We start from the raw sequence: 22,018 nt of genomic DNA on the forward strand, positions 1-22,018 counted from the left end.
TCTGGATTTGTTATGAGTCAAACCGACAATGCAGCTGTTGCCGCACACCTCTCCCACGTGCGTATTGTCATGGTGAATACCACCCTGCCTGCCAACATCGGTAGCGCCTTACGCGCCATGAAAACCATGGGGCTATGTAAATTGGTTTTGGTTGATCCAAAAACCTATCCGCATCCAGATATTGATGCTTTGGCGGCAGGTGCAACCGATTTAATTGAACAGATTGAAGTGGTTGAACAGCTCGAAGATGCAATTGCCGACTGCCATTTGGTCTTTGGCACCAGTGCACGTAGTCGTACTATTCCTTGGCCACTCTTAGATGCACGCCCTGCGGCAGAAAAGTCGTTAAATGCTGTGGCACAGCATGGGCAAAATGTTGCCATTATTTTTGGACGTGAAGATCGTGGTTTAACCAATGAAGAGCTGGCTTTGGCGAATTATCACGTGACGATTCCTGTCAATGAAGAATATGGTGTGCTCAATGTTGCTCAAGCCATTCAAGTGATTTGCTATGAAATGCGTATGGCTGCCATCGATATTGTCGGAAAAATTGCCGATCCTGCAGCGACGATGCAAGTGACAGATTCTGAAGCGATGCAATGGGATGAACCTTTGGTCAACCATGAACAAATGCAACAGTTCTATCCACATTTAGAAAAAATGCTGGCAGAAATTGAATTTATGGATCCAAAAAATCCACGATTATTGCCTTTGCGCTTGCGTCGGCTTTTCGGACGTATACAATTAGATCGTATGGAATACCATTTACTTCGCGGTATTTTTAGCCGCGTACAAGCAATGAATAACGGTTCATGGAAAAAATCTACATCAACACAGGACGAGGATCAAACTAATGCTTAAACAGCTCAAAGAAGACATTCAAGCTGTCTTCGCGCGCGATCCTGCTGCTCGAAATACACTTGAAGTCTTAACCACTTATCCAGGAATTCACGCTTTAATTATGCATCGTGTGGCGCATGAATTATGGAACAAAGACTGCAAGGGGTCGGCACGTCTACTCTCGTCATTTAGCCGTTTTGCTACAGGAATTGAAATTCATCCCGGTGCAAAAATTGGTCGTCGCTTTTTTATTGACCATGGCATGGGCGTGGTGATTGGTGAAACTGCTGAAATTGGTGATGATGTCACCTTATATCATGGCGTGACTTTAGGCGGCACAACGTGGAATAAAGGCAAACGTCATCCAACTTTGGAAGATGGCGTAGTAGTCGGTGCAGGCGCGAAAATTCTAGGCCCATTCACCGTACATAAAAATGCCAAGGTTGGCTCTAATGCGGTTGTGACCAAAGAAGTACCTGAAGGCGCAACTGCTGTGGGTAACCCTGCGCGCTTTATTATGAAAAATAAACCTGCCGATGATCAGGAAGCACGTCGTCGTGATTATGCTGCCAGTATTGGTTTCCAACCTTATGCAGCAACGCAGGACCAATCTGACCCAGTATTGGACGGTATGCGAGTATTACTAGATCGCTTGGAACAAAATGAAAAACGTATGAATTTATTATGTCAGCGTCTCTCTTTACTTGACCCAAGCTTTAAAAACCCACAGCAAAATGAACAACCTTATAGTGCAGAAGAATTAAAAATAATTAAAGATGTTAGACGTGAGTGTGAAGCACAAAGTAAATAGGGCTGTTTATTTGATCAATCCTACATACTTAAAAAAACTTCGTATCACTGTGTAACTAAGCCCCCTCAATTGTATTGCATGTTCGGAACAGATTTCTTAGACTGACCGACATGCAATATTTTAATCCGACACAATCACCTCTCACTTTTAAAATAAATTGAACGGAAGAACACCATGACCCTTAAGCCTTTGGCACTCAGTATTCTAGCCGCAACGCTCGTTAGCGCCTGTGTTGCACCACCAAAACAAGAAGTAAAACCACCTATCGTATTTACCGAACCTGAATTAAGTGCACCATTCTATGCCTTAAATCCATTTAATTATGATGCCCCACCACCATTTGAAATTAACCTACAAAAAGCAGCAGCACAGCCTGTGACTAAAATGGTGGTTACTAACCCAAATGATCCAAGCAAAAGCATTACCTTAGATCAAAACAAATTGATTGTACCTACGGTCAATAACAATGCCCGTAGCTTGAAGTTTGCAGTTTTGGCAGGTGAAAACGAAATTGACATCACCGAAATTGATGACTTCTTACAATTGGTCGAAGGCAAAGCACGTCACTATCCACCACGTTTTAGCGAACGTCAGGAACGTCGTGGTTTCGAGGCAAAGCTCAAAGAAGTGACTCAACAATTAGACACTTTGGCAGCCAATGAAAATGCCTCTTTTGATATTTTGATGCGTGCATTTAAAGCCAGTGTTATGGCACGTAACCTAGACTTAGGCTCTGTTTACACCACACGCTCACTTAACTATGCGCAGCGTATCTTAAAAATTAATCAGGAAGATGCCGAAGCGAATTTCTGGTTTGGTTTCGGTCTGTCTGAAGGTGGCGGTCATCGTGAAGCCATTCCTTATTTAGACAAAGCCATGAAAGCAGGTGTGCAGGAAGCTTATTTGTCTGCGGCAAACAATTATATTGCCATGGAACAAAAGAAAAATGCAGTACAAACTTTGAAAAACTATAAAATCAAATACCCGCAAGAAGCCGAAGTGGCTGACCGTTTGATTGCTGAAATTGAAAAGCAAGGTCGCTGGAATGTGTGGCAAGTGATCGCACCACGCACTTAATAAAAAATCGATACAAAAATACCTAAAAATAGACCGTTTCGACGGTCTATTTTGCTTTCTACGCAATTGAAAAAGCTTTAAAAAAACGTATGATGGAAAAAAATCTTAAAAATTAAGCCAGACTTTCCATGAATAAAATTGTGATTGCTGCATTGCTCAGTACAACACTGCTGTCTGGTTGTCAGGTGGTCAGTGTTAAAAATCAGGCGTTAAAAGTTAGTATTGCCAATGAACGTGATAGTATTTTATCGCGCAAAAAACTGAGTGAAGCCAGTTTAAATGTCTTGTCGATGACAGGACGTGAAGCCAATATTTGTGCCGAAAAACCTGAAGAATGTGTAAGTGCACTCAAACAAATCCCGCAAATTCAAGATGAACAACTGCTCTCAACCGCCAGTGAATTATATTTAGCGAAAGCGATTGAACTGGAAAATTCATCGTCCTGTAAAATCAGTATTCTGAACAGTAAAAGATCGGAAGAACAACAAAAAATTCATCAGGCCAATTATGAACAATGTTTAGATCAGCAATTGCACATGCTCGATCAAAGTATTCGTTATAGTTACGCCTACATGTTTAAAACCAAACGTGCGCCGCAAGACCGTCTTTTTGATAACAGACAAGTCCAAATTCGGGATTTTTATAATCAGGCGATTGCCAAATTGGTCAGCAGCTATGCGCTGCGCTATAAACACGATGAATTGCAACAACAAATTCGTGTTGGCAACAGCATTTATGACATTGATTTTGAGTACTACCCGCAGCTGAAACAACAAAAAATTCAGCAGTTGATGTCAACCTATAACCTGAACTTTTCGGGTTTGCGCTCGGTCACGCGCCGTGATGGTTTTGGGTCTGAATTTCTGGTGGTATTGCCTGAAAATCCAAACGATGATCTGAGCAAAAGCAAATATATTATTGATCCGCTAAAATATGATTATCCTGCAGGAAAAAATCCAAATATTCACCAAGCTCGCTATTTAGCCGCGACAATCACTGCAGAACCACATAGCGCCAATTCCATTGAAGATATTTTGAATCGGCCGCATTTTAAGCTCAAGGCTTATGATCCGTATAAATATGAATCTGCCCAAATTGCACAAAAGAACTACCCGCTTGCAGCTAACTTTTCTGCACCTTATGGGTTGTGGTTAGCGCAAAATAATTTAGGTAAATCGGCTTATTTATCCTTAATTGATCGTGAAGAACGACTCAGTATGCCGCATTTGTACTTACTTGAGCCGTATAATCCGAATAAAAAAGTCATTGTACTCATTCATGGTTTGGCCAGTAGCCCCGAAGCGTGGATTCGCTTAACCAACGATATTATGGGCGATCCTGTATTGCGGGAAAACTTTCAAGTCTGGCAAGTGTTTTACTCGACCAATATGCCAATTTTAGAAAGCCGTTTCCAAATTTATGCCTTGCTTCAACAAGGCTTTAAACAGGTCAGTCCTTCTGCTGCAGCCAAAAAAGATGCTGTAGTAATTGGACACAGCATGGGTGGTATTTTGGCACGTTTGTTGGTCAGCGATACTGATTTAACTCAACCTGCCATGCAAATGCTTAAAAACCGACGTCTGGAACGCTTTAAATCTGATCCTTTGTTGCAAGCACGTTTGCGCCTTAAACCCATCACCAATTTTAACCGTGCAATATTCTTGGCTGCACCGCATAAAGGTACAGAGTTTGCAGACCGCTGGTTCACCCTTGCAGCACGTAAAGTCATTCGCTTACCGACTGCATTTTTAAGCGCGTTTGCGGATACCTTGCAGCAACATGAAGTCGATTTAAAAAATCTAACCAAAGAAATTGGGCATGGCGTCATTCAAAATGGACCGAGTGATTTAAGTAAAAATTCCAAATTTACGGAATTAACTGAAGATATTTTGCCTGTCAATGGATTTAAATATCACAGTATTATTGGCAATAATACCGACAGCACTGAGCATCTGTTAATGAATGACGATGTGGTGCATTACAACAGTGCCCACTTAGATGGCGCTGTTTCAGAAAAAATTATTAAAGGCGGACATTCCATTCAGGAAACGCCAGAAGCTGTATTGGAACTGCGACGTATTCTTAGATTACATTTGCAAGATTTAGGCTTGTATAAACCGTAATCCGTCACGGCAAATAAAAAACCGAAGTCTAAGTGGCTTCGGTTTTTTATCTATCATGCTATTTCTCAGCAGTATTAGATTGGTGCTTGTCCCCAATAAGCTTTGGTCAATAAGGCCTCTAATTCGGCATAGTCATATTCGCGTGGATTATAATATGGACTATCGCAGATAATACGTGCCACTTGGGCAGGTGCTGTTTCGGGTAATCCTAAATCTTTAAGCGCCATTGGAATATTCAATCTTTGGTTAAGCTGATAAATCGCCAAGCCCAACTGTTCCCGATCTGACACATTTAAAGCCGCTGCCAGTTGATTCATTGCAGCAATATCTGCATGTCGGTTGTAATACACTGAATACGCCAACACAATGGCGTGGGTTTGCGCATGTGGCAACTGATAACGTCCACCTAAGCTATGGCAAATTTTATGATGAATTGCCATCCCCACCGAACCCAAACACACACCAGCCAACCATGCACCATATAAAGCGTGTTCACGTGCCTGCATATTATGAAGCGCTTGCACAATTTCAGGTAAAGCCTGTGCCAGTTGAGTAATCGCCTCTAGCGCCATTAAACTTACAATGGGATTTTTATCCTGTGCATATAATGCCTCAACTGCATGTGCCATCGCATTCATGCCCGAACATGCCGAAATTTCAGTGGGTAAGTTGAGTGTCAATTCAGGATCATAAATCACTACTTTAGGCAAAACTTGAGCTGCTTTGCCTGTGGTTTTCAGCTGGTTTTCGGTGATGCCATACACCGCTGTCATTTCACTACCTGCATAAGTGGTCGGAATTGCAATAATCGGCAAATGAGTTTCTAAGGCAATCGCTTTGGCTAAACCAATCGCAGAGCCACCGCCTAATGCCAAACAGCAATCTACTCCTAAACGCTGCACATCTTGAATGGCCTGATCTGCAACCTCTTTTGACACATGCATCACCGCATGAGGATAGACCGCTACAGCCATGTCTTGGATTTGTGCCAATAAACGCTCGCCTGCGGCTTGTTGCCCTGCAGTAGTAATAATTAAAATACGCTGATAGGCATAAGTACGTAAAATCTCTTGGATTTTTTGCAGATGACCTACGCCAAAGTGAACATCGATTGGCAATGCCTGATAATGGAATGCTTGCATGTTATTGAGCTTAAATATTGTCGTTAGATTTTAATAGCATATAACTATGACTAGGCTGCTGAACAGCCCAATTCTGCAACGCTGCTTTGCAAATATTCACATAAAGACTCGAGATAAACTATTTTGCTATAAATACAAAAACCCATGATCTCATGGGTTTTTGTATTATTAAAATCAAATGCGATGAATAAATCAGCTATCAATTTTAATGTAAAGAAAACTTGTACTTTTGTGCTTAGTCAATTTCTTTTAGGCACACTGCAGATAAAATTGGCACACCGAAACATGGAAGCAACAATAAAATCCAGTATTCCACGACGGTAGCTTCACCACTGATCATATTGATGAATAATCCACCAATGATTAATACCGCTGCAATTAAACCCAGAAAAATTCCAAAAAATTTTGCAGGCATTTTACGTCCCCTGAACAATCGAACAAAAGTGTTAAATCTAGTATATACCTTATAATTAAATAAGATATTATTTTTTAAGCAAAGATTAACAAAGCTATACAATCAGCTGCATTAGAAATGTCAACATTGCGCATATTGAATTATAGTCTCAATGCACTTGTTTATTTGACCTGAGAGGACACGCATGGCATTTGTTGTTTCCACCATGCTTTCATGCCACCTTGCAACTGCGATGCCTGATAACCCATTTTAGCCAATCTTCTGGTTGCAGGAATACTGCGATGTGCAGATAGACAAATAGTCACTACAGGCTTTGTAGGAGCTAAAGATAATGCTTTGACATTAGATTCATTCATTTGACTCAAAGGCAAATGCAACGCACCTTGAATATGGCTGTCACAAAATTCTTTTCGGGTACGTACATCTACAATTTGCACATCTTGCTGTTGTTGTAACAAATCCTGTGCGTTTATTTCAGGCACTTTACCCCACGGCAGATACATCATCAAATTAAACATTGCACACTCCAAAGCAAATAAAACTTGAAAATTCCAACAAATGATTTAAACCATAGCATGTCTAATTTTATCTAGCTGTGGCTATTTCCAAAGAGAAATCATATAGACACATTTGCTAACAATAATCAAAACTTAATTAATATATTAGTTTATATTATATAGGATCAAAAAAAATGTGAGTGATTTCATGAAAACACCAGATCAACTGATTACCGAAGCGAAAAGCCAAATTACCGAAATGAGTGTTCAAGATGTCTATGAGGTGTATAGCAAACATCCTGATATTATTTTGATTGATGTACGTGAACCAGAAGAACATCAAGCCTGTGCAATTGATCGTGCTGTGAACTTTCCGCGTGGCATGCTCGAAATGAAAATTGCACAACACCCTGTTGTCAATCATTACTGTGAAGTTGAACGCGCACTTGCCGATTTAGCTGAAAAAGATATTTATTTGATCTGTGGTACAGGTGCACGCTCAGCTTTGGCAACTCAATCTTTGCAGCGTATGGGCTTTGAAAAAATATTTTCTGTACAAGGCGGCATGCAGGCTTGGATTGAAGCTGGTTTACCCACAATCTCAATTACAGCTTAATTGACTAAATTACGAAACGATCCATTGCTTTAGCCCAAAACCACTTGAGTAAAGCAGTATTTTTACTACACAGTTCATGTGATAAACAAAGCTTTATCATTAAACAGTTAAATTTTTTGTTATAGTGTTACATGAAAATTCAATAAAAGACGTATGCAGTGTTGATGATGTGGGGAAGATTGCTCGGATTAACAGCAATCTTGTTACAAGTCGCTGTATTCCTACAGCCTTTATTGCCAGAGAAACAACATTTTTCCTCTGTCTGTAAAACTGTTGCCCAAGCATTTTTTTTTGATCAGCCAAGCTCTGCAAATCAGCTGTCTGCAAATCTTCTACAACGCACAGCCAGCACATCTACGTCTGAATCTCATCTAAGTCATACGGCTCATTCACCGCATACAGACAAAGTTGACACACGGCATTCAGCTCAACATGCGCATGAATCATCCAAACAAGATGCACATGAAAACCATGAATGTGAATATTGTTTAGTCTATAGCTTTGCACTTCCCTTACTAGATACCAAGCTTAGATACGTGTTAATCCGAACACAAATTCGGATTTTGTCTTTTAAAACATCGTTTACACCAACACTATTTCAAACTGAGCCGCTTTTTATTCTACCACAAGGTCGTGCTCCGCCTCGTTTTGACTTTTGAATTTTCTTATCATTTCTTACAGTGTTGCCATCTTTGCTTCACTCTAAAGTGTAAATTTTGCAGTATCAAATTTATGCAGCTGTAGGACAATACTTATTTTAATAACTCATTGACTTGTTTATTCGACCCTAAGGAGGAGATAACTATGCATCTGCTTCAACACAGTCATAATCATGTGAATCATACTGTAGAGCAAACGGCTTGTTTGGATTTAGCACAACAGATCATTAAAGTTCGGCAAAAAATGAATATTTCACAAACTGAACTTGCGGCAAAATTGTGTATCTCTGCCCGAACTTTAGAAAGTTGGGAACGTGGTGTCCGTCAACCGTCGAGTTCTGCTCAAGCATTGATTCGATTATTTATTAAATCGCCACAATTTGTGTTAGAAAACTTGGCATAAAGCACTTTATAATGATGAATTAAAGCAATGTAAATCAATAAAGAAGCTCCCAAGGGAGCTTCTTTGGTCAAAAGAGTTGAAGCATCATTTTGATATACATATAGAATGAATACCCTTGCTGTTTCATAGCTATATATTCAAAAATAGAATAAAGATATGAATTTATATTCAAATACAAGAATACAACTTTTCAATATACTGCTGCATATATTGTTTTTACTCGATCTATATTCTCATGAAATATCTATCTTCTTTTATCTCAATTGCTGTTATCGCACCTTTGTTTTCAACATCTGCTTTTGCAACAACAGGATATTTCATGCATGCATATAGTGTGAAATCTCAAGGAAACGCAGGCACAGCCATTGCCAATTTTCAGGACAGTCTGACTATTGCAAGCAACCCAGCGGGTTTGAGCTGGTTAGATAAGCGTGTTGATGCAGGTTTAACTATTTTCTCTCCAGATCGTGAGTCTGAAATTACAGGAAATGGTTATGGAGCAAATGGTCAGTATGATGGCAATAGCCGTAAATACTTTGTAATTCCAGATGTAGGTTATGTTCACCCAGTGAATGAACAAGTCACTGCGGGTATTGCGGTTTATGGCAATGGTGGCATGAATACCAATTATAAAAATAATCCTTATGCAGTTTATGATAATACAGGAAGCGCAGGTATTTCATTAACCCAAGCCTTTATTTCACCTGCTTTATCTTGGAAATATGCAGAAAATCAATCTATAGCCTTGGCTGCAAATATTTTATATCAACGTTTTAGTGCACAAGGTTTTGCTGGTGATTTCTTTGGTGGTGCTTCGTCAAACGGTGCGGCAATTAGCGATCGTGGCAATGACGATTCATACGGCGTAGGTGCACGTATTGGCTGGTCGGCAAAACCAAATGATAAACTGACCCTTGGTGCAAGCTATTCATCTAAAATTAATGCCAGCCGCTTTAAGAAATATGAAGGTTTATTTGCCAAACAAGGTGATTTTGACGTACCTGAAAGCTATGGTGTAGGTTTAAATTATCAACTTACCCCTGCTTTATCAGTCGCGACAGATTACTTACGCATTAATTATTCAGATGTAGATTCTGTTGGCAATAAACTGGATCAATTATTCGCAAACAATAAATTTGGCACAACACAAGGTCCTGGTTTTGGATGGGATGACATCAATGTCTATAAAATTTCAGCGACTTATCAAGCCTCAGAAAAACTGACTTTACGTGCGGGTTATAGCTATAACGATCAGCCTGTTAAAAATGATCAAACCTTCCTAAATATTTTGGCACCAGGTGTGGTACAAGAGCATTTAAGTGTTGGTGCAACTTGGCAACTCGATGATCAACAAAATGTAAGTGTGGCTTATACACACGCACTCAAAGAAACAGTGCAAGGTAACAACTCTATCCCCGCTGATTTTGGTGGTGGCGAAGCCAATTTAAGCATGAGCCAAAATATTTTGGGCGTGTCATATAGTTTGAATTTTTAAATTCTACATAGCTTGAGTTTGAATAATAGCTTGCCATGATCTGAAAAGATGATGGCTTTTTTTACTTTGATTGTGATGAAGTTTTTCCAAAGTACGGCTTTTAGCTAGAAATAAGACCATGCAAAGCATAATGTTACAACATGCACTACTTTCTAAATGAATCCATAGAAAACAATCAAATTTCGATGCTTTTTATAACGATGAATTACACGAAAAACTCAGTAAAATTCAGCCAAATGACACAATAATTTTCACTTTTAACTTCGCAAATCATACATTTTCAACAGCTAAGCTCTTTGAGCTATGCGATATCATTTTTGAAACTGTGGGTTTAGATTTTATGGGCGATATTTTTTATGGCTGTGTGCTCACTAACACACCCGATCAATTGAATATTATCCATTTAAAAGCTTAAACCGCTCGATGTTCGACTCGTTAGAGAGCGAGCAACAATGACATGCAGGTTCACTAATTTGACTAAGATGGCGTAAAATAAGCTAGTCACATACTTACACTTAAATTACGCTTCAAATTAAAGGACTTCAACTGCATGAACATGACAGAAATCATGGCTGATCTATCTTCACACACTCCAATGATGCAGCAATACTTACGGGTGAAGATGGAACATCCACATTCTTTAATGTTCTATCGCATGGGCGATTTCTACGAATTATTTTTTGATGATGCACACAAAGCTGCCAAACTTTTAGGCATTACCCTCACCCACCGTGGTAAAACTAGTGGCAAACCTATTCCAATGGCGGGCGTGCCATATCATGCTGCTGAAGGTTATCTCGCTCGCTTGGTCAAAAAAGGCGAAACCGTGGTAATTTGTGAGCAAATTGGCGAGGTGACAGGCAAAGGTCCTGTAGAGCGTGGAGTAGTACGGATTATCACCCCAGGCACGCTCACTGATGATGCCTTGCTCAACAGTCATCAATCTTCCAACTTGGTCTCTTTATGCTTACAGCAAAACCAAATTGGTATCGCATTGCTGGATTTAAGTGCAGGGATTTTTAAAGTTCAGCAAATGGATTATTTGCCTGAACAACTCGCGATTGAACTTTCTCGTTTAATGCCAAGCGAAATTGTGGTCGATGAAGATATTGTCGATCCGAATATTATTGAACAGGTTAAAAAGCAGCTTGACTGCCCTGTGACCAAACGCCCAAATGTCGATTTCAACCTGAACAATGCACAAAAAACGCTTTGTGATCAATTTGCTGTATCGTCACTTTCAGGTTTTGGTATTGATCATTTGCCCTTAGCCAAAGCAGCAGCGGCAGCGTTAATACACTACGCCAAAGAAACCCAAAAAACGGCTTTACCACATATTCGCAGTATTCAATTAGAACAAAGCAGCAATTTTATTGCGCTTGATCCTGTGACCCGACGTAATTTGGAATTGGTTGAACCATTATTTGAACACGGCACTTCTTTATTCCAACTGATTAACGATTGCCAAACTGCCATGGGTAGCCGTTTACTGAGTCGTACCTTGATGCAACCTTTGCGTGACACGGCATTGTTAGATGCAAGACTGGATGCAATTCAAGCCTTAATACAAGGTTACCATGAGTCGCCTGTGCGTTTGGTACTGAAAGAAATTAGTGATATTGAACGTGTGCTGAGTCGTGTCGCACTCGGTAGCGCACGCCCACGTGATTTGGTACAACTACGTCAGGCCTGTGCGCAAATTCCCTATTTGCGTCATGCCTTACAGCCCATTGTTTCTGCACAACAATCCGCACTCATTCAAAACCTGAATGAAGAACTGGGCGATTTTCATGGACTGCATCAACGGCTGATGCAGGCAATTGTAGAAAACCCACCTGTACTATTGCGTGATGGCAATGTCATTGCAGAGGGTTTTGACAGTGAACTCGATGAACTACGCAAAATCCGTGATCATGCGGGGCAATTCCTGATTGATTTAGAAGTCAAAGAGCGCCAAGAAAGCGGTATCCCAACGTTAAAAATTGGCTACAACCGTGTCAGTGGTTACTACATTGAACTCACTCGCGCCCAAGCCGAGCAAGCACCTGAACACTATATCCGTCGTCAAACTTTAAAAAATGCAGAACGCTACATCACCCCAGAGCTAAAAAGTTTTGAAGATAAAGTCCTGTCTAGCGAGTCCCGTGCTTTAGCCCGTGAAAAGATGCTATTTGAAATGCTATTGGATGAATTACGCCAAGACATTGCTCAATTACAAATGATGAGCAGCGCGATTGCACAAATTGATCTATTGGCAAACTTTGCCCATCAAGCACGTTTACGCAATTGGGCACGCCCTGAATATAGCCCTGAAATTGGAATTAAAATTACTGCAGGACGTCATCCTGTTGTTGAGGCCTTGAGTAAAACCGCCTTTACACCGAATGATACTTTACTCGACTACAATCATCGTTTGGCAATTATTACTGGCCCGAATATGGGCGGTAAATCAACGTATATGCGTCAAACCGCACTCATTGCCCTACTTGGCTATTGTGGTAGTTATGTGCCTGCCCAAACAGCCGTATTAGGTCCTATTGATCGCGTGTTTACCCGTATTGGTTCTGCCGATGATTTATCGACAGGTAAATCGACCTTTATGGTCGAAATGACTGAGACTTCACAAATTTTACACCATGCAACCTCACAATCTTTAGTGCTGATGGATGAGGTTGGACGCGGAACCAGTACCTACGATGGCTTATCTTTGGCGTGGGCATGTGTGTTGGATTTAAGCAAACGCATCAAATGTTTATGCCTATTTGCAACACATTATTTTGAATTGACCGAATTAAGCAAAGAATCTGGGGTCGATAACTATCATGTGACTGCCAAAGAAATGAATGGCAACCTGATTCTCTTGCACAAAGTACAACAAGGTCCAGCCAGCCAAAGTCATGGTTTGCAAGTGGCAAAACTGGCAGGCATTCCAGCCAACGTCATTAAAGAAGCACAAAACCGCTTAAGAATTTTGGAAAAACAGCAGCACAAAAATGTCAATTTAGCCGTTCAAGATGACCTATTTGCACCTACAACAAGCTCATCTGAACCTGAAGTGATTGAACGTGTAATCGAAGTAGAAAAGCCATCCGCGGCTTTAGAGTTATTACGCAGTATAGATGTCGATAATTTGACTCCGCGACAAGCTTTGGAACAATTGTATGCTTTAAAGGAACAATTGAACGCTTAGCCGCTGTTATTTCTACAATATTTTTACCAAACAAAGACTCTTAATTGAGAGTCTTTTTCATTTATAAGTTTTTTTGATGGTTTTATCCCCCTTTTATCAAATTTAGCAGCACTGTCTATATCAAATATCAGTAAAAGCGATTGTTAGTTGTGGTGATTTTTGCCTAAAATAGACTATTCTCAATTAGAACCATATTGTTAGGTAGCCGTCGCCATGACATTTGTTGTCACTGAAAACTGTATTAAATGTAAATATCAAGACTGCGTTGAAGTTTGTCCTGTAGACTGCTTCTACGAAGGTCCGAACTTCCTTGTGATTAATCCAGACGAATGTATCGACTGTGCATTATGTGAACCCGAGTGTCCTGCCAACGCTATTTTCTCTGAAGATGAGTTACCCGAAGGTCAGGAAATATTTATCGAACTAAATGCCGAACTTTCACAGACTTGGCCAAACATTACACAAATTGGTGATCAACCTGCTGACCGCGAAGAATGGAATGGCAAACCAGACAAATTACAATACTTAGAAAAGTAAATTGATCTTGTTGTGAAAAAGATCAGCCCTGTGCTGATCTTTTTTTATACCTAAAACACACATTTGATTGCAATATTCTCAAATTTTTACCCGCATTTTCGATTAGAATACGGACACTTTAAATAAATATCTGATTTGCCTAATGAAGAAATTTTTCAAGGCGCTGTTTTCGTTCAGCATTGTTCCCATGCTCTTGGTGGCTTGTAGCTCAACCCCAAACAGAACAACAACGATTACCACGCCCGATGGAAAACGAATTTTCATTCCTCAAGAAAAAATCACCTACGAGCGTCAGGCAGCACCTAAAATTGTGCCTTATTCGTATAATGCATGGGTGGCAGTGAGTGACAATTTACGCCAAGTTCGTGAATATGAACGCTTCTTGGAACATAATGGTGTTGGCAATATTATTCCAAGTTTTGAATTAATGCGTACCGCACGTGACTGGCAACGCTGTGGACGTTCGCAGTTTATGATTCCAAGTCGTGAATTGTGGCAAAATCAGGTGCCTACCTTGCGTGTATTTAAATATTTGGTCGCCTCTAAAGTCTTAACTGATTTTGAAGTCACTTCTGTCTATCGAGATTTACCACTGAATCAATGTGCAGGTGGTGCGAACTCATCGCGTCACTTATTTAACTCAGCCATTGATTTTAGAATTGGGCCACAATTCCCGAATGCCGAAGACTATGCCTATATTGAAAGTACCAAATACAGACTGTGTCAGTTCTGGCAGCAATATGGTCAAAGTTTAAACATGGGCTTAGGCTTATACGCTTCAGGACAAATTCATATTGATACACAAGGTTATCGAACTTGGGGGCCAGATTTAAGCCGCCATTCATCTATGTGTAATTTCTAATTCAGTGTTGTTTAGAATTAAATCCTAAAGAGGTCAAATTGACCTCTTTTTTATTGCGAAATAGATTATCACCTGCTCCATTCCGCGAATAAATTGCACTCTGAGCAGAAAAGTTTACAATGCACACATCGCAACAAAGGTGAGCACGCTATGCAACAAATGTGGACGGATATCGATCACTATATCGAATCACATTTAATTCCCGAAGACCCAATTTTGACGCAAACTTTAGAAAATACCGATGCCAAAGGTTTTCCAGATCACCTTGCAGTTGCGGCAAATCAGGGCATGTTGCTACAAATGCTCATTCAAATGAATCAATGCAAACGTGTGTTGGAATTGGGCACATTCGCAGCTTATAGCACAATGTGGCTAGCACGTGCGCTGCCTGAAGATGGTTATATACTCACGATTGAAGGACGTGATACCCATGCAGCTTTGGGACAGGAAAATATTGACCGCGCTCAATTAAAACAAAAGGTTGAATTAAAAGTTGGTCGTGCTGCAGAAATTCTAAAAGCTCTGCCAGAAGATACTGAAGCTTTTGATTTTATTTTTATTGATGCCGACAAACAAAGCTATCCTGAATATTTGGAACTGAGTCTTAAACTTTCACGCTCAGGTACAATTATCTTTTTAGACAATGTAATTCGTGCAGGGGAAATTTTAAATCCTGACAATCACAAACCAAGCATTGAAGGGATTCGTGACATGTTCAAAGCCATGCAAAATCATTCGCGAATTTTATCGTGCACAGCATTACAAACTGTAGGCAGCAAAGGACATGATGGCTTTGCTTTAGCGATTGTAAAGTAAAGTCCACACAAGGTTAAAAAACAACCTAAATCAATTTTACATTATATATTATAATGTTACATATACTGTCCATACAGTTATCCACAAATTATGCGGATAACCATGGACAGTCAGCAAGCATTTACATCAGTTCAACTAAACAATCTTTTGAAATGATCTTTTTTGAATCATTTACGATTTTTACTTTGCCACCAACAAAGGAACAGTTGAGTTACGGAAAATATTGGTGGTAATGCTTCCCAAGAAAAATTGGTGAATTTTACTGTGACTAAATGCCCCCAGTACAATCAACTGAATACCATGTTCACGTTGATAATCTAAGATATTTTCAGCCACATCGCCATAACGATATTCCACCACCACATCTAAACCCGCTGAAGTTAAAAAATCTGCAGGTTCATTTAAAACTTCTGGGTGATCACCGACATAGAGCAAATGACATTGCAATAATTTAAGCAAATCACTTTGTGCAATTCGCTTCATCATTTTGATACAAGTTGGGGAATATTCATAAGCAAAAATAAAACGGTTTGGTGCTTTAAAATGCTCTCCGACAGTCATCACAGTACAATTTGCACCACGAATAAAGTTTTCGACATTACTGCCTAATGCCTTATTGCGTTCAGCAGATTTCTCGCCCACACGTCCAATCACCACAATATCTTCTTCGTTCAGCACACTAAAACTTTGTTCTAAAAAGTCGCCTTTTTCTTGAATGTGGGTAGGTACAATGCCGAACTTTTCCTGAATCATACTGGAAATGTGCTGCAATAAATTGTTGCTATAATCGAGTGCTAATTCACTTTGTTTTTGTTCTAATTCGGCTAATTCTTTGAGTAACATGGCATTACTTTCAAAACCAATCACGCCACTAATTTCCCCCAAATGATAACTGGCGGGGTAATAATCCAAAACTTGTAATAACACCAATTCACGTTGAGTTTGTGTTGCAATCCACGCAGCAGCTTCAGCAAGCGCATTAATACAAGGCGAAGAATCAATACAAGCAATTACACGTTTCATTATTGCCTCTCTTACTGCCTTTTGCAGGCTATTTTTTAGTTGTTATTTTTAACTTAACACAACTCGTGTTGCAGGGACATGAAAAAATGTAATGAAGTTTAAAGATTTAGCCTTGCTGCATCGTATTTACTCACGATAACGAATCAATTTGGCAGGGTTTCCTACCACAATTTCCCGCTCCTGAACATCTTTGGTGACCATGCTATTCATACCAACGACTGCATGTGCCGCAATCTTCACCCCATCTTTAACACCAACATGCGCACCTAACCAAACATCCTTACCAACTTCAATGCCCTGTGAACGCACCGCTTGCTGATAAATGGGCTGATCCAAAGCCATGCCATGATCAAATGCATATAAATGACAATATGCTGCGATACGCACCTGATCATGAAGCTTAATTCCAACTCTGCCACCATCTAAAATACAGTGGTGATTAATCGCGACTTCATTGCCAATTTCTAAAGGGCCATGCAAAGTACAATCGGCTGCAATAAAGGTATTATCGCCAATACTGATTTTACGCCCCGGCTCTGCAAAAATATGTGCCAAAGGGGAAATAAAACAGTTTTTGCCAATCTCCACCGTTTCCATTGCCATTAAATAAGCTTGATATTCCTGCTGCCAAGCTTCTGCCCATACACGATGTTTAGGTTTTAATGACCAATATAACCACGGCATGTAGTTTAAACGGTGTTTATGCTGCTCACGGTACTTCGATAATGGATCAGGTGAATTTGCTTCAGTCATCTTGATCATCCTCAAGGATTTTGAGTTGTTCACGCCCACGGCTAATATCTTGTAATTTTAGTTTTAAAGGGTCTATTTGATCGACTTGCATGAATGCCTTTACCAACACGCCTTCGGCGGTGTAGTCTTCGCTGTACTCAATCTGCTGACTATTTAGCTCGTATTGTAAAATTGCCCACTCATTAAAATGACAGGAAAATTGCACGGTCTTTTTTTCAATCAGTTCTATTTTTTCTGCTAGAGCCAAACATTGCCCTGCACATCCCCCATAGGCACGTACCAAGCCGCCTGTGCCCAATTTAATGCCGCCGTACCAACGATTCACCAACACCAAAACATTAGTCAACTCATTGCCTTCAATCGTGGCTAAAATAGGACGTCCTGCCGTACCTGAAGGTTCGCCATCATCATTAAAACGTAATTGATGCCCGATTTTCCATGCCCAACATTGATGTGTGGTAGATGAATCACGCTGCTGTTCCAAAAAAGTTTTTACCGCTTGCTCATTATCTACAGGCACAGCAATTGCCTGAAATCGACTTTTTTTAATTTCTTCTTCAAAAGTGATGGGCGCAGCAATGGTAAATGGCATAACACTCCAGATCAATCAACCAGTTAAATAAAAACTTGATAATTATAACGTGTTTAGCGCTCTAACGTATTTAGAGTTATAGCTTATTTGGACTGATAACCACCATGAAAAAACCTTCTATCCTCAAAGGTATAGAAGGTTAAATAATGTTTACACGACTTTCTGTTCTACAACTTATGCAGTAAGCATACGAAAACCAATAACGGTTAGAACATTCAAGCTTTAAACAAAAAAGTCTTCACCCAAATAAACTTCACGCACAATTTCATTTTCCAGAATTTCTTGCGGTGTACCCTCTGCAATGACTGAACCTTCGCTAACAATATAAGCACGTTCACAAATGGCTAAAGTATCACGGACGTTATGGTCGGTAATTAATACGCCAATGTCACGATCTTTTAAGGTACGAATGATATCTTTAATATCACCGACAGAAATAGGATCGACCCCTGCAAAAGGCTCATCTAACAACATAAATTTAGGGTCTGCTGCCAAAGCACGGGCAATTTCTGCACGACGGCGTTCGCCACCCGACACACTCATCCCTAATGAATCTTTAATATGCGTGATTTTAAAATCTGCCAGCAATTCTGATAAACGCTGCTGACGTTGCTGTTTATTTAAATCTTTGCGGGTTTCTAAAATAGCCATAATATTTTCAGCGATGGTCAGCTTTCTGAAAATAGAGGCTTCTTGCGGTAAATAACCAATCCCCTTACGCGCACGTTCATGCATGGCAAGGTCAGATAAATCCAGTTGATCTAAATGGATTTCGCCTTTATCCATACGCACCAAACCCACAACCATGTAGAAACTGGTGGTTTTACCCGCACCGTTCGGCCCAAGTAACCCGACAATTTCACCACTTTTCATTTCAAATGAAACGTCTTTAACCACCCAGCGCTTATTATAGTTTTTGGCTAAATGCTTAATACACAAAGTCTGCTGACCGTGCTGGACGCTGTCCTGTGCTGCGCTCGTTTGATCCATTAATCACGCGCTCCCGGGAATGATTTTGAACTTGATGGTGGAATCACAATTTTTACACGACCCGCTTCAGAACCAGTTTTGTTCGGTGTACCAATCGCTTCAACATCGCCTTTGTTCATACTATAACGCAAGGTATTACCACGAATACTGGCTCCATCTTGCTCTAAAAGTGCGCCACCCGTTAAGGTGATAATGCCTGTTTCAGCATTGTAAACAATCTTTTGCGCCTGACCTTTGGCAAGCCCTTTGGCTGGATCAGTCTTTTGCTGGAATTGCGCAGGTCTGCCCGTTGCCGTAATGACACTAATTTCTTTTTTGCTGTTCAGATTAGCAACAATCGAATCTGCCTGCAGTTTCATGGTGCCCTGTTCAATCACCACATTGCCGGTATAAGTGGTGACGCCAGTACGTTCACTAAAGGTCGCACGGTCTGCCAATAAAGTAATAGGCTGACTGCGGTCTGACGGAATTGCCCATGCACCTGCCGATGAAAGCACCGCCAAGCCCACAAGTGCTGCTTGTTTTATCAACGCTTTAGGAGCTGTAAGCTTAGATTTATGGTTCATACTTTCCTCGAATATTAAAAAATTCGTATTGCCCGTCATTTAAATTGGCTTTTAAGCCCTGACTGATAAAATCAGCCTGTGGAGATTGTACAGTCACTTGTTTTTCGGTACTGATTTCACGTGTTTTAGGAAACACATTCAACTCGACTGTTTCAAGCGTCAGTTTGCCTTGAGCGAGTAACTTGGTTGCTAGCACTTGATCTGACAACACAACCTTTTCATTGTCATTAAAACCTTGTGCCTGTTTAGCAAAAAAAGTGGCATCCACCGCGCCCGCTTTATACATAGAGGCATTCAAATTTTCCAGCTTAGAGGTTTTTTGCTGCATGTCTTGCTCTAAACGGTCAATTTGCGCACGCACATATAAATTGCCCTGCTCATCTGTTTGGGTCAGATGAATTTGCTCGGCACTATAAGTCATAGAGCGAGCAGCGTCAGTTTCCAGTTTTTTGCCTTTACCGCTGTAATAGTAATAACCACCACTTACAGCTGCAATTGCAATCGCAGTAACGTATAAAACTTTAGTATCCATAAGTGGGGCTGTAACTCAAACCTTTGAATGTATGACTTAATTAATGAGGGATGCTGAGATATTTTTCAAGTAAGCTTTGGTACACACCTTTGGCGGTTAAAATCATATCGCAGATTTCACGTACCGCACCGCGCCCACCCATGGCCTGTGTGACTAAATCGGCACGACGACGCACTTCAATATGTCCATTTGGCACTGTGACTTTCATCCCTGCAATCGAAAACGCTGAAAGATCAGGCCAGTCATCGCCCATATAGAGACAATCTGCAGGTGATAAACCTAACTTGGCACAGGCTTCCTGCAATGCAGTGCCTTTATCTTCACGTCCTTGGTAGACCAAATCTACACCTAAATCGGACATGCGTTTTTCGACAATATTACTTTTACGACCCGTGATGATAATGACTTTAACACCTGCTTGTTGCACCAGTTTCATACCTAAACCATCACGAATATCGAATGATTTAATTTCATCACCGCTGTTGGTTAAGGTGACAAAACCATCACTTAGAATTCCATCGACATCTAAAACCAAAGCTTCAATATGACGCGCTTGCTCTAATAAAATATAAGATGCCATTGTTTAGTTTACCCCTGCTTGAATCAAGTCATGCATACTGATCACACCAATGACTTTATTAGCATCATCCACCACCACAAACTGATTGATTTTACGGTCACGTAATTGTTCTAAAGCTTCAACTGCACGTGCTTCTTGTGAAATCGTTGCAGGATGTTGAGTCATCACTTGCCCAACTTGTAAATTCACATCAAAGCCCTGTTGTTTATCAATTAAACGTCGTAAATCACCATCGGTGAAAATGCCTAACAAGACGTCATTTTCATCGACAATTGTGGTTAAACCTAGACGTTTGTTTGAAATTTCGTATAACACTTTGTTCATTGGTGTATCTGGTGCAACTTTAGGTAATTCTGTACCGGTATGCATCAAATGTTTCACATGCAATAACAGGCGCTTACCCAAAGCGCCTGCAGGATGTGAACGAGCAAAATCATCGGCAGTAAAACCACGTGCATCAAGTAACGCTACAGCCAATGCATCACCTAATGCCAAGGTTGCAGTCGTACTTGAGGTTGGTGCTAAACCAAGTGGACAAGCTTCCTGAATATTGCCTAATGTTAAAGCGACATCAGCATTTTGTGGCATCGGCCCGCGATCATCACCGCTAATTGTGATTAGAGGAACTTCCAGATGTTTGATGAGTGGCATCAACATCATAATTTCATCACTTTTGCCGGAGTTGGAAATGGCAATTAAAACATCACCCCGTACCAACATTCCCAAATCACCATGCCCTGCTTCACCCGGGTGCATAAAGAAAGACGGCGTGCCTGTAGAGGCAAACGTCGCAGCCATTTTACGACCAATATGACCTGATTTTCCCATACCTGTGACCACAACACGCCCTTTGCAATGCAACATGATTTCGCAGGCACGGCTAAAACGCTGATCAATTTGCGTCGCCAAGACTTGTAATGCTTGTTCTTCTATTCTTAAAGTGTCTAAGGCTACAGATTGGAAATCAATGGTATTTGACATGTTTGGCATTCAACGTTCAACTTAAATTGAGTATTTTCTACACCTCAATAAAAGTGATTTATTGAAGCACATTTAATTTTCGCAATTTTAGCATATCTATGCAATTCTACACTTTGATTCTGCGTGTGTTTTTTGTTTTAACGCATTTTTGTATGCTGTTTTAATTAACTCGCTTTTTGACTCGAGTTTCAAATGAAAAACAATCATATTTGAGCTTAGGCTATTTATTTTATTGATTCAAAGTTGCAGATAAAGCTAAAGATAGAACTAGCTCAGAAGCATATTTCAACGAAAATGCTCTAAAAATTATGGATCAAACCCATCTATAAAGCTGACTGCAAGCAAGCTGTAACAAACAGCCATAAAAAAACGCTTATCTTTCGATAAGCGTTTTTTAAAATTTTGGAGCGGGAAACGAGACTCGAACTCGCGACCCCAACCTTGGCAAGGTTGTGCTCTACCAACTGAGCTATTCCCGCAATATGGAAGTGAATTATAGAGAATTTCATACAACTGTC

At 40.3% G+C, this 22,018-nt stretch carries 23 protein-coding genes and 1 tRNA gene; 12 read left to right on the forward strand and 12 right to left on the reverse strand.

Annotation, left to right across the window (positions count from 1 at the left end; all coding sequences use genetic code 11):
- Positions 1–12 precede the first annotated feature (12 nt).
- The 4 genes from HYG89_RS01700 (at position 13) to HYG89_RS01715 (ending at position 4,851) form a co-directional block, all read left to right on the forward strand.
- Positions 13–861: an RNA methyltransferase gene (locus HYG89_RS01700; RefSeq protein WP_004973119.1), complete on the forward strand. Its 849-nt coding sequence runs from the start codon at positions 13–15 to the stop codon at positions 859–861.
- The gene (gene cysE / locus HYG89_RS01705) at positions 854–1,651 is read left to right on the forward strand and encodes a serine O-acetyltransferase (protein ID WP_178865789.1); all 798 of its coding nucleotides are present in this window, start codon (positions 854–856) and stop codon (positions 1,649–1,651) included. Before HYG89_RS01700 ends, cysE begins: the two co-directional genes overlap by 8 nt.
- A gap of 174 nt (positions 1,652–1,825) precedes the next feature.
- On the forward strand, positions 1,826–2,728 hold the full coding sequence (locus HYG89_RS01710; protein WP_004973117.1) for an ABUW_2363 family tetratricopeptide repeat lipoprotein: 903 nt from the start codon (positions 1,826–1,828) through the stop codon (positions 2,726–2,728).
- A 128-nt stretch (positions 2,729–2,856) separates the two neighbouring features.
- Complete coding sequence (locus tag HYG89_RS01715; protein WP_178865791.1) at positions 2,857–4,851, forward strand: triacylglycerol lipase; 1,995 nt, start codon at positions 2,857–2,859, stop codon at positions 4,849–4,851.
- A gap of 74 nt (positions 4,852–4,925) precedes the next feature.
- Here the strand turns inward: HYG89_RS01715 and HYG89_RS01720 are convergent, their stop codons facing one another.
- From HYG89_RS01720 to HYG89_RS01730, 3 genes are all read right to left on the reverse strand, one after another.
- Positions 4,926–5,993: a maleylacetate reductase gene (locus HYG89_RS01720; RefSeq protein WP_178865793.1), complete on the reverse strand. Its 1,068-nt coding sequence runs from the start codon at positions 5,991–5,993 to the stop codon at positions 4,926–4,928.
- A gap of 235 nt (positions 5,994–6,228) precedes the next feature.
- Positions 6,229–6,408 (reverse strand): hypothetical protein, encoded by a 180-nt coding sequence (locus HYG89_RS01725; RefSeq protein WP_178865794.1) that lies wholly within the window; start codon positions 6,406–6,408, stop codon positions 6,229–6,231.
- Between the two features lie 161 nt (positions 6,409–6,569).
- Entirely contained in the window at positions 6,570–6,926 is a 357-nt protein-coding gene (locus HYG89_RS01730) for a rhodanese-like domain-containing protein (RefSeq protein WP_178865795.1), read from the reverse strand.
- Between the two features lie 187 nt (positions 6,927–7,113).
- Between HYG89_RS01730 and HYG89_RS01735 the strand changes: the two genes are divergently transcribed.
- The 8 genes from HYG89_RS01735 (at position 7,114) to HYG89_RS01770 (ending at position 15,483) form a co-directional block, all read left to right on the forward strand.
- Positions 7,114–7,521 (forward strand): rhodanese-like domain-containing protein, encoded by a 408-nt coding sequence (locus tag HYG89_RS01735; protein ID WP_004973106.1) that lies wholly within the window; start codon positions 7,114–7,116, stop codon positions 7,519–7,521.
- Between the two features lie 164 nt (positions 7,522–7,685).
- Entirely contained in the window at positions 7,686–8,180 is a 495-nt protein-coding gene (locus tag HYG89_RS01740; protein ID WP_218644897.1) for a DUF2946 family protein, read from the forward strand.
- A 145-nt stretch (positions 8,181–8,325) separates the two neighbouring features.
- Complete coding sequence (locus HYG89_RS01745; RefSeq protein WP_004973099.1) at positions 8,326–8,583, forward strand: DNA-binding transcriptional regulator; 258 nt, start codon at positions 8,326–8,328, stop codon at positions 8,581–8,583.
- A gap of 235 nt (positions 8,584–8,818) precedes the next feature.
- On the forward strand, positions 8,819–10,078 hold the full coding sequence (locus HYG89_RS01750) for an OmpP1/FadL family transporter (RefSeq protein WP_178865797.1): 1,260 nt from the start codon (positions 8,819–8,821) through the stop codon (positions 10,076–10,078).
- 550 nt (positions 10,079–10,628) lie between these two features.
- Positions 10,629–13,268, forward strand: a complete 2,640-nt coding sequence (gene mutS / locus HYG89_RS01755; protein WP_019838007.1) for a DNA mismatch repair protein MutS — start codon at positions 10,629–10,631, stop codon at positions 13,266–13,268.
- Between the two features lie 213 nt (positions 13,269–13,481).
- The gene (gene fdxA, locus HYG89_RS01760) at positions 13,482–13,805 is read left to right on the forward strand and encodes a ferredoxin FdxA (protein ID WP_070152070.1); all 324 of its coding nucleotides are present in this window, start codon (positions 13,482–13,484) and stop codon (positions 13,803–13,805) included.
- 142 nt (positions 13,806–13,947) lie between these two features.
- Positions 13,948–14,667, forward strand: coding sequence for a D-Ala-D-Ala carboxypeptidase family metallohydrolase (locus tag HYG89_RS01765; RefSeq protein ID WP_178865798.1), 720 nt, complete (start codon positions 13,948–13,950; stop codon positions 14,665–14,667).
- Positions 14,668–14,817: 150 nt separating this feature from the next.
- Positions 14,818–15,483 carry an O-methyltransferase gene (locus HYG89_RS01770; RefSeq protein WP_004973089.1) on the forward strand — a complete coding sequence of 222 codons (666 nt, stop codon included), beginning with the start codon at positions 14,818–14,820 and terminating at the stop codon, positions 15,481–15,483.
- A 180-nt stretch (positions 15,484–15,663) separates the two neighbouring features.
- Here the strand turns inward: HYG89_RS01770 and HYG89_RS01775 are convergent, their stop codons facing one another.
- The 9 genes from HYG89_RS01775 to HYG89_RS01815 all read right to left on the reverse strand — a co-directional run bounded on the left by HYG89_RS01775 (position 15,664) and on the right by HYG89_RS01815 (position 21,979).
- Positions 15,664–16,506, reverse strand: a complete 843-nt coding sequence (locus HYG89_RS01775) for a universal stress protein (RefSeq protein ID WP_096900923.1) — start codon at positions 16,504–16,506, stop codon at positions 15,664–15,666.
- 126 nt (positions 16,507–16,632) lie between these two features.
- Positions 16,633–17,259 carry a DapH/DapD/GlmU-related protein gene (locus HYG89_RS01780; RefSeq protein WP_096900924.1) on the reverse strand — a complete coding sequence of 209 codons (627 nt, stop codon included), beginning with the start codon at positions 17,257–17,259 and terminating at the stop codon, positions 16,633–16,635.
- Positions 17,252–17,851 (reverse strand): YigZ family protein, encoded by a 600-nt coding sequence (locus HYG89_RS01785; protein WP_096900925.1) that lies wholly within the window; start codon positions 17,849–17,851, stop codon positions 17,252–17,254. The genes HYG89_RS01780 and HYG89_RS01785 overlap by 8 nt, the downstream gene beginning before the upstream one ends.
- A 222-nt stretch (positions 17,852–18,073) precedes the next feature.
- Entirely contained in the window at positions 18,074–18,841 is a 768-nt protein-coding gene (lptB, locus tag HYG89_RS01790; RefSeq protein ID WP_004973074.1) for an LPS export ABC transporter ATP-binding protein, read from the reverse strand.
- Positions 18,841–19,407, reverse strand: a complete 567-nt coding sequence (lptA, locus tag HYG89_RS01795) for a lipopolysaccharide transport periplasmic protein LptA (RefSeq protein ID WP_004973072.1) — start codon at positions 19,405–19,407, stop codon at positions 18,841–18,843. The genes lptB and lptA overlap by 1 nt, the downstream gene beginning before the upstream one ends.
- Positions 19,397–19,939, reverse strand: coding sequence for an LPS export ABC transporter periplasmic protein LptC (gene lptC, locus HYG89_RS01800; protein WP_004973071.1), 543 nt, complete (start codon positions 19,937–19,939; stop codon positions 19,397–19,399). Before lptC ends, lptA begins: the two co-directional genes overlap by 11 nt.
- A 40-nt stretch (positions 19,940–19,979) precedes the next feature.
- Positions 19,980–20,519: an HAD family hydrolase gene (locus tag HYG89_RS01805; protein ID WP_004973069.1), complete on the reverse strand. Its 540-nt coding sequence runs from the start codon at positions 20,517–20,519 to the stop codon at positions 19,980–19,982.
- Between the two features lie 3 nt (positions 20,520–20,522).
- Positions 20,523–21,500 (reverse strand): KpsF/GutQ family sugar-phosphate isomerase, encoded by a 978-nt coding sequence (locus HYG89_RS01810; protein ID WP_004973067.1) that lies wholly within the window; start codon positions 21,498–21,500, stop codon positions 20,523–20,525.
- Between the two features lie 403 nt (positions 21,501–21,903).
- Positions 21,904–21,979: transfer RNA gene (locus HYG89_RS01815), tRNA-Gly, on the reverse strand.
- Positions 21,980–22,018 lie beyond the last annotated feature (39 nt).

This window comes from Acinetobacter sp. SwsAc5 (assembly GCF_013391485.1).
In the GTDB taxonomy this organism is placed as follows: domain Bacteria; phylum Pseudomonadota; class Gammaproteobacteria; order Pseudomonadales; family Moraxellaceae; genus Acinetobacter; species Acinetobacter towneri.

Bases quoted from the DNA above. Each gene is read 5' to 3' on its own strand.
- HYG89_RS01735 (WP_004973106.1), top strand. From the start codon at position 7,114: ATGAAAACACCAGATCAACTGATTACCGAAGCGAAAAGCCAAATTACC.
- HYG89_RS01710 (WP_004973117.1), top strand. From the start codon at position 1,826: ATGACCCTTAAGCCTTTGGCACTCAGTATTCTAGCCGCAACGCTCGTT.
- lptA (WP_004973072.1), bottom strand. From the start codon at position 19,407: ATGAACCATAAATCTAAGCTTACAGCTCCTAAAGCGTTGATAAAACAA.
- mutS (WP_019838007.1), top strand. From the start codon at position 10,629: ATGAACATGACAGAAATCATGGCTGATCTATCTTCACACACTCCAATG.
- HYG89_RS01765 (WP_178865798.1), top strand. From the start codon at position 13,948: ATGAAGAAATTTTTCAAGGCGCTGTTTTCGTTCAGCATTGTTCCCATG.
- HYG89_RS01740 (WP_218644897.1), top strand. From the start codon at position 7,686: ATGATGTGGGGAAGATTGCTCGGATTAACAGCAATCTTGTTACAAGTC.
- lptC (WP_004973071.1), bottom strand. From the start codon at position 19,939: ATGGATACTAAAGTTTTATACGTTACTGCGATTGCAATTGCAGCTGTA.
- HYG89_RS01700 (WP_004973119.1), top strand. From the start codon at position 13: ATGAGTCAAACCGACAATGCAGCTGTTGCCGCACACCTCTCCCACGTG.
- HYG89_RS01785 (WP_096900925.1), bottom strand. From the start codon at position 17,851: ATGCCATTTACCATTGCTGCGCCCATCACTTTTGAAGAAGAAATTAAA.
- HYG89_RS01725 (WP_178865794.1), bottom strand. From the start codon at position 6,408: ATGCCTGCAAAATTTTTTGGAATTTTTCTGGGTTTAATTGCAGCGGTA.
- HYG89_RS01780 (WP_096900924.1), bottom strand. From the start codon at position 17,259: ATGACTGAAGCAAATTCACCTGATCCATTATCGAAGTACCGTGAGCAG.
- HYG89_RS01805 (WP_004973069.1), bottom strand. From the start codon at position 20,519: ATGGCATCTTATATTTTATTAGAGCAAGCGCGTCATATTGAAGCTTTG.
- fdxA (WP_070152070.1), top strand. From the start codon at position 13,482: ATGACATTTGTTGTCACTGAAAACTGTATTAAATGTAAATATCAAGAC.
- HYG89_RS01720 (WP_178865793.1), bottom strand. From the start codon at position 5,993: ATGCAAGCATTCCATTATCAGGCATTGCCAATCGATGTTCACTTTGGC.
- HYG89_RS01730 (WP_178865795.1), bottom strand. From the start codon at position 6,926: ATGTTTAATTTGATGATGTATCTGCCGTGGGGTAAAGTGCCTGAAATA.
- lptB (WP_004973074.1), bottom strand. From the start codon at position 18,841: ATGGATCAAACGAGCGCAGCACAGGACAGCGTCCAGCACGGTCAGCAG.
- HYG89_RS01770 (WP_004973089.1), top strand. From the start codon at position 14,818: ATGCAACAAATGTGGACGGATATCGATCACTATATCGAATCACATTTA.
- HYG89_RS01750 (WP_178865797.1), top strand. From the start codon at position 8,819: ATGAAATATCTATCTTCTTTTATCTCAATTGCTGTTATCGCACCTTTG.
- HYG89_RS01810 (WP_004973067.1), bottom strand. From the start codon at position 21,500: ATGTCAAATACCATTGATTTCCAATCTGTAGCCTTAGACACTTTAAGA.
- HYG89_RS01715 (WP_178865791.1), top strand. From the start codon at position 2,857: ATGAATAAAATTGTGATTGCTGCATTGCTCAGTACAACACTGCTGTCT.
- HYG89_RS01745 (WP_004973099.1), top strand. From the start codon at position 8,326: ATGCATCTGCTTCAACACAGTCATAATCATGTGAATCATACTGTAGAG.
- cysE (WP_178865789.1), top strand. From the start codon at position 854: ATGCTTAAACAGCTCAAAGAAGACATTCAAGCTGTCTTCGCGCGCGAT.
- HYG89_RS01775 (WP_096900923.1), bottom strand. From the start codon at position 16,506: ATGAAACGTGTAATTGCTTGTATTGATTCTTCGCCTTGTATTAATGCG.